8 protein-coding genes, 1 tRNA gene and 1 pseudogene are annotated in these 12325 nt (G+C 56.1%); 4 read left to right on the top strand and 6 right to left on the bottom strand.

Annotated features, from left to right (window positions below):
- The first annotated feature begins 724 nt into the window (after window positions 1-724).
- Both LAO76_09590 and LAO76_09585 read left to right on the top strand, forming a co-directional pair.
- Window positions 725-1801: pseudogene (locus LAO76_09590) on the top strand (RNB domain-containing ribonuclease).
- Between the two features lie 852 nt (window positions 1802-2653).
- Window positions 2654-3499 carry a S1 RNA-binding domain-containing protein gene (locus LAO76_09585; protein MBZ5491170.1) on the top strand — a complete coding sequence of 282 codons (846 nt, stop codon included), beginning with the start codon at window positions 2654-2656 and terminating at the stop codon, window positions 3497-3499.
- A 532-nt stretch (window positions 3500-4031) separates the two neighbouring features.
- On the opposite strand, the gene LAO76_09580 is transcribed toward LAO76_09585, so the two are convergent.
- From LAO76_09580 to LAO76_09570, 3 genes are all read right to left on the bottom strand, one after another.
- A complete protein-coding gene (locus tag LAO76_09580) occupies window positions 4032-4406 on the bottom strand; it encodes an energy transducer TonB (GenBank protein ID MBZ5491169.1) in 375 nt (124 codons plus the stop codon).
- 81 nt (window positions 4407-4487) lie between these two features.
- Window positions 4488-5321 carry a hypothetical protein gene (locus tag LAO76_09575; protein ID MBZ5491168.1) on the bottom strand — a complete coding sequence of 278 codons (834 nt, stop codon included), beginning with the start codon at window positions 5319-5321 and terminating at the stop codon, window positions 4488-4490.
- A gap of 460 nt (window positions 5322-5781) precedes the next feature.
- A complete protein-coding gene (locus tag LAO76_09570; GenBank protein MBZ5491167.1) occupies window positions 5782-6603 on the bottom strand; it encodes a hypothetical protein in 822 nt (273 codons plus the stop codon).
- 159 nt (window positions 6604-6762) lie between these two features.
- On the opposite strand from LAO76_09570, the gene LAO76_09565 reads away from it, so the two are divergent.
- Together LAO76_09565 and LAO76_09560 are read left to right on the top strand one after the other, a co-directional pair.
- Complete coding sequence (locus tag LAO76_09565) at window positions 6763-7035, top strand: oxidative damage protection protein (protein ID MBZ5491166.1); 273 nt, start codon at window positions 6763-6765, stop codon at window positions 7033-7035.
- Window positions 7036-7287: 252 nt separating this feature from the next.
- Window positions 7288-7364, top strand: a tRNA-Pro gene (locus LAO76_09560).
- 212 nt (window positions 7365-7576) lie between these two features.
- Here LAO76_09560 and LAO76_09555 read toward each other — a convergent pair.
- From LAO76_09555 to LAO76_09545, 3 genes are all read right to left on the bottom strand, one after another.
- A complete protein-coding gene (locus LAO76_09555) occupies window positions 7577-8473 on the bottom strand; it encodes a recombinase family protein (GenBank protein ID MBZ5491165.1) in 897 nt (298 codons plus the stop codon).
- Window positions 8418-9110, bottom strand: coding sequence for a recombinase family protein (locus LAO76_09550; GenBank protein ID MBZ5491164.1), 693 nt, complete (start codon window positions 9108-9110; stop codon window positions 8418-8420). The genes LAO76_09555 and LAO76_09550 overlap by 56 nt, the downstream gene beginning before the upstream one ends.
- A gap of 408 nt (window positions 9111-9518) precedes the next feature.
- A complete protein-coding gene (locus LAO76_09545; GenBank protein ID MBZ5491163.1) occupies window positions 9519-12320 on the bottom strand; it encodes a relaxase domain-containing protein in 2802 nt (933 codons plus the stop codon).
- Window positions 12321-12325: the final 5 nt, after the last annotated feature.

Genomic DNA, 12325 nt, shown 5'->3' with positions numbered 1-12325 from the left:
CGCTGCTATATAAAACATATTGGCCGTTGGGGGGACAACCAAGTAAGGCGACGGCACGTTAATAACCAAACTCCCGGCTATTCCGCCAACTCCAGAAACTCTGGTTTGGCCATGCCTTCACGCAGTGCCCTCACGCATCCGTCTCCCCGGACACTGCTTGACTGGTGTAAATATTCCTCCGTTGTTGGCATTTCTTATATCGGGCAAGCCCCTTAGAAGGAAAATCCTTTTCGCGCTAGGATAGGATTAAGAGGAATCGGTGATTTTCGCATCCTCGCACCTGCTCCCCGCTAGCCGATTTCCCGATTTGCGGTTACCAATTTACCATTAACCAAATTGATAATGCCATGCTTTTAACCGATTCTTGCACCTAATCAATTGAATGCTGACTGAACAACAGATCCTCCATTACGTCTCCAAACAGCCTAAGCACATGGCCGGCTTCAAACAGCTCATCCATGACCTGGGCCTCAAGGGCAAGGACCGCCGCACCCTGCAGCAGCTCTTGCGCGACCTCACGCGCCGGCGCAAGCTCATCGCCATTGGCAAAGAGCGCTGGGGCCTGCCGACCTCCGCCAGCAACCAAGACCTCGTCGTCGGCAGGTTACGTATGCATCGCGATGGCTACGGCTTCGTCATCCCCGAACCCGGCTCGCTCCCGGCACGTGCCCAGGGCAAGCTCCAGGGCGATATCTTTATTCCTCCGCCCGAAGTCGGCAACGCCATGCATGGTGACCAGGTTCTGGTGGAAATGGGCCGTCTCCGCCATGACGGCAAGGCTGAAGGCAGGATCGTCCGCGTAATGGAACGCGAGCAGGAAACCGTCGTCGGCATCTTTCACTACGGCAGCGGCCGTAACTTCGTCACGCCGATCGATGAAAAGCTGGCCATGGAAATCATCATCCCGCCCGGCATGGAGTACCCCAAGCCGGAAGACGAGGAAGGCGGGCCATCCAAAGACGACCGCGATACCCGTGTGGCACAGCCGCCCTCGGCTGTGGGTTTTCATCATGATCGTGGACAGCAGGCGCCCTCGCCTGCGCACGAGAATCTCAAGGTTTCTGTGGCACAGGCACTCCTGCCTGTGCACGATAAAGCTCCCACTCCCAAACACCCCACCCGCCATAGTCCTCATCGAGTGTTAGGCGAAGAAGCCCAACGCAAAACCTGGGACGACCTGGATAACGTCGTCGTCGAAGTAGAAATAACGCAGTGGCCTTCCGCCACGCAGAGCCCGCGCGGGCGCGTCAAAGAAATCCTCGGCTATGAAGACGATTTCGGCGTTGACGTGGAAATGATTATCCGCAAGCACCATATCCCGCACATCTTCCCCGCGGAGGTGCTGGAAGAAGCGCAGGAGATCAACCCGGTCGTCCACCAAAAGGAAATCGCCGCGCGCCGTGATTTCCGCCATCTGCCTATCGTCACCATTGACGGAGAAACCGCCCGCGACTTTGACGATGCCGTGCTGGTCACCCGCCTCGACAACGGCAATTACGAGCTTCAGGTCCACATTGCCGACGTGGCCCAGTACGTGGACGATGGCTCAGCCATCGATGAAGAAGCGCGCAAGCGCGGAACGTCCGTTTATTTCCCTGACCGCGCCGTGCCCATGCTGCCGCTGGAACTTTCCACTGATATTTGCAGCCTGCGTCCTGATCTTGAACGCCTGGTGCTGAGCTGCATCATGGAAATCGAGCCCAACGGAGAGATCGCATATTACGAACTGGCTGAAGGCGTGATCCGCTCCGCCCAGCGCATGACCTATACCGACGTGAACGCCATCATTGAAGCGGGTAAAAAAGATCGTGGACCGCAGGCGCCAGGCACGGATTCTTATAAAAATCGTGGACCGCAGGCGCCCTCGCCTGCGCACGAGAATCTCAAGGGTTCTGTGGCACAGGCACCGGGGTCCCCAGAGCGCGCCGGTTCTGCACGCGCTGGGGTGGAGGCACTCTTGCCTGTGCATGGTCGCTCTCACGAATCACATGAGGGCAACAAAGGACGTGAATCCACCTCCGATCACCAGATCACCCGATCACCAGATCACCGGATAGCCGAAACAAATAAAGCGATCCGTGACCACTACGCCTCGTTGGCTGAAAAGGTTGATCTCATGTACGAACTTGCCCAGATCCTCAACCGCAAGCGCGTCAAGCGCGGTTCTATTGATTTCGACCTGCCTGAGCCGATCATCGAATTTGACGAGCATGGCCTCATGAAGAGCGTTGCGGCTTCAGAGCGCAACTGGGCGCATCGCCTGATTGAAGAATTTATGCTCGCCGCCAATGAGACTGTGGCTTCGCACCTGGAGCAGCGCGGTGTGCCCAGCCTGTACCGCATCCATGAAAAGCCGGACGCAAAGCGCATTTATGAGTTTGAAACCCTTGCCGCCAGCTTTGGCTATTCGCTCGGCGTGGGCGCGCTACCCATCAAGCGCGTGCAGACCAAAGGTGATAAACGCCATTTCCGCGAATCCGGCCGCCGCGCCCCGACCATTGAACTGCCGGAAGAAGTCCACGTAACGCCGCGCATGTACCAGAAGCTGGTCCAGAAGATCTCCGGCAAGCCGGAAGAGCGCGTGCTTTCTTTCCTGATGCTGCGTTCGCTCAAGCAGGCTCGCTATTCAGAGGTCAATGAAGGTCACTTCGCCCTGGCCGCAAATGCTTATACGCACTTTACCTCACCCATCCGCCGCTATCCTGATCTGATCATCCATCGCATTCTGAAATGGGTGCTGCGGAATGAGAATGAAACAACATCAAATAAGGATCGTGGATCGCAGCCGCCCTCGGCTGCGCAGGAAAGTCTCAAGGGTTCTGTGGCACAGGCACTCTTGCCTGTGCATGGTGAATCCCACGAGACACACAAGGGAAGAAAAGCTCGTGGGCACGAGTCCGATCACCAGATCACCCGATCACCCGATCACCCGATAAAATCGGCCAGTCACTCCCCAGGAGAAAGCGGCATTCCCCTCCGCTTCCGCGCCCAGCAATCTCATGAGGCTCATTCTCCCTGGTCCAAGCGCGCAGAAAAAGGCTCCTCGGCCCGCCGACGCCTCTCCTCCATTCCGCTTGCCGGCCCTATCTCAGAGCCTGAACTGCATGAAATTGCCGAAAGCTCCAGCACATCTGAACGCGCCGCCGCTGAAGCTGAGCGCGAACTGCTGGAATGGAAGAAGCTCAAGTTCATGGAGCAGCGTGTGGGAGAAGACTTTGACGGCCTGATCGTCAGCGTCACCAAATTCGGCTTCTTCGTGGAGCTGACGGAGCTGTTCATTGAAGGCCTGGTACCGCTGAACTCGCTCACCGATGACAACTACGGCTACCACGAAAACACCCGGCAGATCATCGGCGCCCGCAGCAAGAAAACCTACTCCATCGGCGACAAAGTTCGCGTCATCGTTGACCGCATTGATCACATGCAGAAGAAAGTCCAGTTTGCGGTGTTGGAAGACAAGCCAAAACGCAGCGAAAAGCGTCACAAGAAACGAGGATGAAGTTCAGATCACCCTCGGAAGTCTGTAGGGACAGTAGTTGAATTTTGCGGCACAGGCACTCCTGCCTGTGCAGCATAATCGCACGATGCTTACTGGGCACAAGAAGCCATCCCTCAAAAACATCGTGGACCGCAGGCGTCTTTCTTTGTTCCCAATCAACCGCTTCTTTTTCGCCCAATCAAACCGCTTCTTTCTTTGTTCCCATTCGGCAGTTTCTTTCTTCCCAAATGAACGGCTTCTTTACTTCGGTACCCATTTTGCGATCGCCCGCGGGAGCGAATGCGACTAAGGGCGAGAGCGAAATGGGTACCCACGCATGGGATGGTTCCCCGAAGTATTTAGGGCGAAATGGATGCTTAGACTATCGTACCCAGCGCCGTAGCCGCGTCGAGAGATTAGCCCACTCTGAAGGCGAGTGCATGCGAAGCCGCAAGGGTGGGAAAGTGTGAGGATGATTAGAGCCCCAGCCGGGGCGGCACAGGAATGGATATTCAATGGGAATACGGTGACAGAAGACATGTTTCCCGTACGCTCACTTCCCAAAACGTACAACCGCCGTTGTCTCGACATCGACTGGTTCGCCGTTTAAGAGATAAGGGTGATATTTCCACTGCTTCACCGCTTCCACCGCAGTCCGTGCCAGCATTGGATCTCCGTCTATTGCTCTCACATTTCCCACGGCTCCGCTCTTGTCGACCCAAAACAACAACGTCACATCGCCTAGCTTCTGCGGGGCTTCCGAATACACGGGCTTCACATAATGAATGCGCGATTGATCCATCACTCCCTGGCTTACGCGCAACGTTATTGGCAGCCGGACGGAGTTCGGCGACCACGAGGAAGTTCTGCCTCCACACCCTGCCAAAAGGCAAAGCAGGGCCACGGCGGCCATGCCGACGCTCTTCATGCCCAGAACCATACACCTATCCCTAAGATATGCAATCATCATTCTTCTCCGCGCCTCCGCGTCTCCGCGGTGCAAAAGATCCTACCCCAACCTCTTCACCAACCCCTTCAGCTCAATCACCGGCAGCGGACACTCCGGCCAATTGTGCGACCAGCACACAATGATGTCGGCTTTGCTCGCATCGTGAAAATGTTTCAGAAAATTCCGGCTCTCATACTCAAACTCAATCCACACTCTCTGCCATCGCTCCAGGCCCACCTGCCGCAACGCCTGGCAATCCGGGAACTCCGTCCTTATCAGCTCCACCACAAACCCCAGGTCTTTCGCCAGCAGCGCAAACAGAAACAGCACGCCCTGTTCGTTCGTCGGCCCGCAAGACATGTGCATCGATGTCAGCGGCGGCCCCAACACCGGACGGTCCGGCAGCTCATACGCGCCCGTGGCCTTTAAATCCACCGGCCTCTCCAGCATCCATGCCGACTCCGGTTCGCCCTTGTAATGCTCTCGAATCATGTTTATTACGTCCGCATACTCGACATCCAGTTTCTGCTGCCGCGCATATTCATGCATACCTCGCGGCATCTGCGCCCACCTCTTGAAACGCGTCGTCAGCGGACGCACGCTGTACTTGCTCTGGTGCTCGTACTCGGTCATGGTCGGGAGCTTCTTCATCTTGCGCACGATCACCGCCCAGTCGCGGAACAGTTCGTCCATCGGGACTTCAAATCCCGCGCCTAAACAATCCAGGCCGCTCTCGTGCAGCGCCAGCGTGTATGTCCCCAGATATTTTCGGATCGCTCCCATCTTGGCCGCGGGAAAGTGGTTGAGCAGTTCCGCGTACTTGGGAGCGCGGCCTAGATTTTGCGCGCACTCCTTGATGGCTGCAATGATGTCTTCCTTCTTTACTTGTGGCATGTTTTTCTCCAAATAAAAAAGCCACCCCTTCCGGGTGGCTCTTGATTTTCGATTCTTGACTCTTTCGGCTAAAACCGCATCGCGTCCATAGGCGACACAAGTGTCAGGGCACGAGTTCACTCGTGCCGTAACGGGCTAAAACAAAAAACCTCCTTGCGCCGCAGGCCAGCGCGCAGCGAAGCGGAGCGCCAATAACTATTTGTTGACACGCTTTCCCAGCCGACGAACCAATATGCGGCCCCATCTCTACAGGGATCGATGTGGTTAACTCCAAGCGCCGTTCGCGACGCCCCTTAAACTTGCATCCTGACGTCAGCTTTTACGGTCTGTAGGTAAGGCTGTTTTGTGGTTTGGTGGCAGACTTCGTTGTGGTTTTCTTGCTGGGTTTCATTTTCTCGTATTCTCCCACTGTGGGCATTATGGACCCCACAAGGGTACGCCGCTAAGAGAACTTTCCCCTTTACTTACTAGTGTCAAAAACGCCACCCTCCGGGACACTTTTTTTCAACTTTATTTTTGCCGCCTCCCTTAACCAGTCCATCCCATTGCGGTCAAAGCGTTTCCAGGCCGCCTGCAGCGCCTTCCGCGACTCTTCGTCCGGCAGTAGCCGCATGGCCTGCTCGCGGCTCATTCCGGCAAGTCGACACCTGAGCACCTTCATCTCCCATTCATCCAGGCCAGCCGCTGCTGCCCACTTGTTCCAGTCGGGCCTTACTGAAGGGCGCGCATCCAAATCAAGGCCTTCAAAGCTGTCATTCATTTCCCGGACTGTAGCTTTCCATTCCTCTGAGGGCGGCGTCACAATCGCAAGTTCCCGTGGCATTTCAGAAGCCAGCCAATCCCGATAACTGTCATGTTCATCAACGGGATCGTCCCAACCCCGCCCGCCTGCCGCTCCGGCCCGCCAGATCCCGTCTTCGCCTTTGGCCGCATCGCGGCTATCGTAGTGGTGGCCAAGGTATTCCAACGCTTCCTCGCCCGATATTTTTGCGCCATCACTCCTGCTGCTGCCCACCGGGACCAGGTTCCCGCTATCTTCCTTCACCAGCCCCATCTTCAACGCTTCGCGCTTGGCAACGGTCTTTATATAGGTCTTCGGGTTCTTCGCCGTTCGCCATCGTCCCTGCAGGACGGCTTCGCGGATGGCCAGAAAGTATTGCGGCCCCAGGCGTAATTCCTGCATGATCCACACCCACACAGCGCTGGATTGCTCCACTCCGAGCTTAGCCGCCGTTTCCAAGGCGCCCAGCCATTCCGCCTTGGTAGAAGATGATCGACCCATATTCCCCTTTCAAAAAGGCAGGAAATGAGTTTACAATTGTAGGCGAACAAAAAGCAATATAATTCTTGTCTGATTCGCCACACGGCTGTTTCCAAGCCTCTCCGGGATGGCCCACACGCGTCGCCTTCTCGCTCATCCTCCTCTTGTTACAATGTTCCCATGCCTCGTATGGTCAAATGCGCAAAGCTGGGACGCGAACTCCCCGGCCTGGATGAGCCCCCTTTCGATACCGAACTGGGACAGAAAATTTATGAAAATGTGAGCGCCGAAGCCTGGAAGATGTGGGCCGAGCACTCCAAGATGCTGCTCAATGAATATCGCCTGCAGCCCTGGAAGCCCGAAGCACAGCAATTCCTCGTCGAGCAGATGCAGCAGTATTTCTTCGGCGCGGGAGCGCAACTGCCCAAAGAGTTTGTTCCGCCACCCAAATAAGGCCACGGATGGCCGGCTCTCATCGGAATTTCATCTGGCAGCTATATTTTTCGCCGATCAGGGCTGCACTATACAAATGGCTGCACCCTTTCGGGGTTGGATTGTTTATCAAATCAACCCCGCAACTTTCCTTCAGCGTGTTGGGCCTTTGCTGGGCGCCGTTCATCTGCTCAATCGGCCAATGTTATAATCAAAGCGAACTTTCCGCTGTGAATCACCCCATTTCTTGCGCAGCGGACTTTCCTTTGTCGTCGGGACGTGGCTCAGCCTGGTAGAGCACTCGCTTGGGGTGCGAGGGGTCGGCAGTTCAAATCTGCCCGTCCCGACCATTAACCCCAGCCTTCACCAATCAGCCGTCAGCAATCAGCTTTTTCAGCTGCCGACCGCGAGCACTCCAAGGCCATCGCGGCGAAGCGCAGCGGAGACGCGCAAATAAAAGCCTTGCGAGGGGTCCGTCACGCAGTGACGCACGCAGTTCAAATCTGCCCGTCCCGACCATTAACCCCAGCCTTCACCAATCAGCCGTCAGCAATCAGCTTTTTCAGCTGCCGACCGCGAGCACCCCAAGGCCATCGCGGCGAAGCGCAGCTGAGACGCGCAAATAAAAGCCTTGCGAGGGTCCTGCGCAGTTCAAATCTGCCCGTGCCGACCATTCTTGATTTTTGGCTCTTTGAAAGATGATATCGAAGGGCTTTCTATATGTAGGATAAAGACTTGCGCCATCTACACGGCAGTTCAAAAGTACCTTTTTGAGTAATTTGCCCTGTTCTGACGGATTCTGCGTAAGATATAGAAAATAAGCCTGATGTGCGAGTTCTAAAGTCCTTTTTGCAGTAAAAAGAGTATCAGGACTCGACTGTTCCAAGCCCTGCATAGCGAAAAGAATCTGCTGTTCTTCCTGCTGCCACTCGGCATTTTTGCGCTGCCAGAAGTCCTCGGGGATTTTTCCGTCTAGTTTGTCCATATAGGATTGGTCAATGCGCTGGCGCACTGCGGAAAGGCGCTGCTCTAGCTTCTGGCGCTGTTGTTTTTTCACGCTCTCGCTGCTGGTGTGGCCTTCATTCATGCGCTTTTCAATCTGCGCCAATGCGTCATCGGGAATATGGATGTTCTTGAGCACGTCGCCTAAGCGCTTGCCTAGCTCGGCCTCAGTCATGCGGGGCAGATCGCATTTGCCCTTGTATCCGGTGCAACGGTAATAGGTGTATTTCTGCTTCTTGAATTCAGCGGTCACCATGCAATCGTCATAAGCGCAGGTAAGCAGTCCACCAAAGGCGAAGTCATGCTTCTGGTACTTGGGCTTGTTGTGGCCGTCTAAAACGTCCTGAACGCGCTGGAACAATGCGGGGCTAATGATGGCGGGATGGGTGCCCTTGTGCTGTTCACCGTCCCAAGTGAAGAAACCAAGATAAAAACGGATTGCGGAGAATGCCGTCATGGATGTGGCTCTTAGCGATGGCCTTTCCGGTTTCCGTGTGTATGATCTGGCGCAACTCGGCCAACGCGCAATTGCCGTTCGCGTATAGCTCAAAGATGCGTTTTACTACTTCGGCGTTTTCGGGATGGATTTCAATATTGCGCTGAAGCTGGTTGTTGCGATAACCCAAAGGGGCGCGGCCTGGGTAGACGCCTTGAGCGGCCTTCTCTTTCATGCCCTTTCTGACTTCCTCGCGCAAGTTCTCAATGTAGTTACGGGCCATGAGAACCTGAAAACCGTGCATCAATTTGGCCTGAGACTTGGAATCTTTATTAAGTACCTGACCTTCTTTGGCGAGATGGATTTCCACGCCTAAATCTTCGAGAGTCACGTAATCACGGAAATTGCGATACAGGCGGTCGGTCTTCTCGACAATGACAATACGGCAATCCGGGTGCTTTTGGAAAAAGCGCACCATCTCATCAAACTGCTTCCGGCCTGTACACTTGGCCGTTTCCACGTCCACAAACTCACGGACAATCTTGATTTCGCGCTTGAGACTGCAATCTTTGTTGAGTTTGATCTGTGCCGGGATGGAAAAGCCTTCGCGTTCCTGCTCACGGCTGGAAACTCTGGCGTAGATGACACCCTTTTTCATAAGTTCTCCGTTATACAAAAAATACACTGCTGCGCACAAAATTTTTTTTCTTCATTTTTCCCATAAGCAGGGCGAAGACAGGAGCGCGGAAGGGAGCTTTGTCAAGGCCGCTGGTTTCTGGCGCCGCGCTAGCGGTCGAAGCGCAGCGGAGAGCCTTTACTAAGCTCCCGCGCTCCGTAGCATCTGCGGGGGAAAAATGAAGGTGAGATTTCTTCCGCTTGGAAGTCATGCGATTTTCCTCTTTCTGTCCCATTCATCGAGCAGCAAGAGAAATTCGCAGATGGCGTCTAGCTCCTCTTTGCTGAAAGGGCCATCGGGCACAGGCAAATTGTCAGGGTGAGAGTCAACCCTTGGGGGGACGTGCTCGGAATCATCGAATTGGGGCCGGGTGGCCATAACTGCTGCCTGCTACTCTCCGATAGAAATACCCTGGCCCTCGGACATGGACGGTGCGTTGCCTGCTTCGCTTGCCATTGCTTCGCCCGACTGCTGTTCGGCGATTCCAGTGCTTTGCTCCGGGCTTATCTCTTCCCCGGCGTCTGTGGCGGTTGAGTGCGTGGCCTCGCGGCTGAGGTCGTGGGCCAGCTCCGTTTGGTCGTTGGTGTAGATGTGGGCATCATAGCGGGCGCGTGAAATAGAGACATAAGCCATGCGCTCATTAACAAGCTGTTCTCCAAGTTCGGTATCCACGTGAACCAAAACGCGGTCGGCGGTCTGGCCCTGGCTGCTATGGCTGGTGAGGGCGTAGCCGTAATCGAGATGTGGATGGTTTTGGACATTAAATTCAAGATGCCGCCCAGAATCGGTGTGAATGCCGATCTTGCCGCTTTCGTCCACATGTTCAATGGTGCCTAGCTCCCGGTTGGCAACGTGCAATTCTTTCGACGGCGCGGTGAACTGTACGCGGTCGCCTTCAGAGAAATCGCGTTCGGCCTGACGATAGACGGAGACACCCATCAGGTCACGCGGGTTATAGGTAAGTTCTTGTCCGTCCTGGCGTTCTACAGTCAAGCGGTTTTGCTCGTGGTCTATCGCCGTTACAGTGGCATATTCGCCGGACTGGATGCCTACGGCCTTGCTGCCTCGGGAATACCTGAGCACGTCATCTTGCGCGTACTGCGCGGCCCAAGCGCGGTCTGCACCCGTTAATTCCTGCCGTGGTTCCAATACGGTGAAGGTATGCGCCTGTTCGCTCGCTTGGCCGCGCTGCTGCATCTGGCGGTGAATCAGCAAATTCAGGTCGCGCCGGGATTGGTTATCGGGCGAGATGACCAACGTATTTTCCGGTTGCCGTGCGTAGTTGCTGGCGATCTGCTGAAGCCGCTCTTGGCGGTCCTCGATCTGGTGAATTCTGCCCTGCTGTTCCAAGCTACTGACGGCCTCGCGGACTTCGCCGCGGGAAAGCCGTTCTACGGCATCTTTTAACGCCGGGTCTTTCTGCCTGATGATTTCATCTAACTGCGCCGTCCGCATCCCGGCTTCCTGTAACTGGCTGTACGGCCGTCCGGCTTCTACGGCTTCATGCTGGCGCACATCGCCCACCAGCAGAACGCGGTCTTTCTGGCCCAAGCGACTCAAAAACTCATTCACCTGACGGGTTCCGGCAAGGCTCGATTCATCGACCACGTAAAGACGCCTTTGCTCGGCTTCCTGCGGCTGGCCGCGTGTCAGATGATGTTGCAAGGTGTGAGATTCAATCCCTGCTTCCTCAAGCTTCTGCGCGGCGCGGGATGTCGGGGCAAAGCCTTCCACCTTGTAGCCGTCGCGCTCCGCGCCATGACGAATGGCGGTGAGCGATGTGGTCTTTCCCGCGCCTGCTACGCCTTCAAGCGCGGTGATGCGGTCACGGCTGGACAGGATCTCCTCAACTGCTGTCCGCTGACTGTTCGACAAATGCGAGTATTCCTGTTCAATCTGGCGGCGCGTCTCAAAGCTAGTCAGCGCGGGATGCTGATTTTGTCCCTCGCGCATGGCGCGGATGTTCTGGCGTTCAAGCTCTTGCATTTCTTCGGTCGTGAATCTCCGCGCTGCCGCTCCCGGCTGGTTGGCCGTCTCGATAAAGCCGCGCTGCTCAACTTGGCGGCTGAATTCCTGGCGCATCTCAGAGAGCGTTGCTTCGCCCAATCCACGGCGCAAGGCATCACGCATGATGGCGCGTTCGTCGGCTACGGCATCCCGCTCAAGGTTTCTTTCCCGCGCATACCGAAGAGCTTCTTGGATGGCCTTTTGTTTCTGCTCTTCGCTTGCCCGTTCGCCGTGCTGGTTCCGGTCCTTGGCTTCTTCGATGACGCGCTGCGGCTGGTCGCCATACTGCGCGGCCATATCCTGATGGCGGCGCTGCATTTCCTCATGTGGGATATTGAGCTTCGGGTCGCGGGTGCGGTGCTGCGCGATCTCGGCGGCTCCCGCGCCGGCGAATCCGGCCTGCTCCAAATGTTCTTGGATTTGCTGCCGGCGCGGGCTGGACGCGGTGAGATATTCCTGGCTGTAGCCTTTGATTTCCGGCGCTCCCTTGGCGCTCAGTTCAACTTCGTAGCCTAGCTGCTTCAAGCGCAGCGACAATTCGGCGCGATAGATGGCCGTTCCATATTGCTGAGAGCGGTACAACTCGCGGGGCTGCAAGGCGCGCGTCTCGCCGTTCTCCCGCTCGGTTAGGTTGAAGAAAACCGTATGCGTGTGCAGCTGCGGCGCGGCGTAGCCATCGACAGGACGGCTGGAATCATGCTCAAACTTGGCGGCAACCCATTTGCCCGTAGTCTCTGGCGGGTTGTTTCCTCCGATTCGCGCCTGAACGTATTTTTCCATTTCATCAAGGGCCACATTCACAGCTTCCCGGTGCGCCTCCCGGACGCGCTCATCACCTCCAACCAAAGCTGTAACGCTGACGCTTTTGGGCGCTGCGAATGTGGCATCCCACCCGGCGCGGTGCTCCATCGTTTTCACCTTCTCGCCGTTTTCCTTGGTGTACTCATACGGGGCGCGGAACTGGACAAGCTGCTCTCCGGTTAAAGGGTGCTGACCATCGGCCAAGCGTTTGAACTGCTCGGCGTCTACATCACCATTGAGGCCCCATTGCTCGGCCAGCTTGCCTTGCCACTGGCCACGCACACGGTCGCCCTCGGTGTAGTAGTTGTCCTTCGCATTGGCAAACTCTTCCCGGTGATAGCTTGCGGCTTGGCCGGAAGAGAGCGGTTTGGAGATGGTCAGCATACCCG

Source organism: Terriglobia bacterium (assembly GCA_020072645.1).
In the GTDB taxonomy this organism is placed as follows: domain Bacteria; phylum Acidobacteriota; class Terriglobia; order Terriglobales; family Acidobacteriaceae; genus Angelobacter.
The sequence above is the reverse complement of the archived record's forward strand: the minus strand, read 5'-3'. Positions and strand labels throughout refer to the sequence as shown.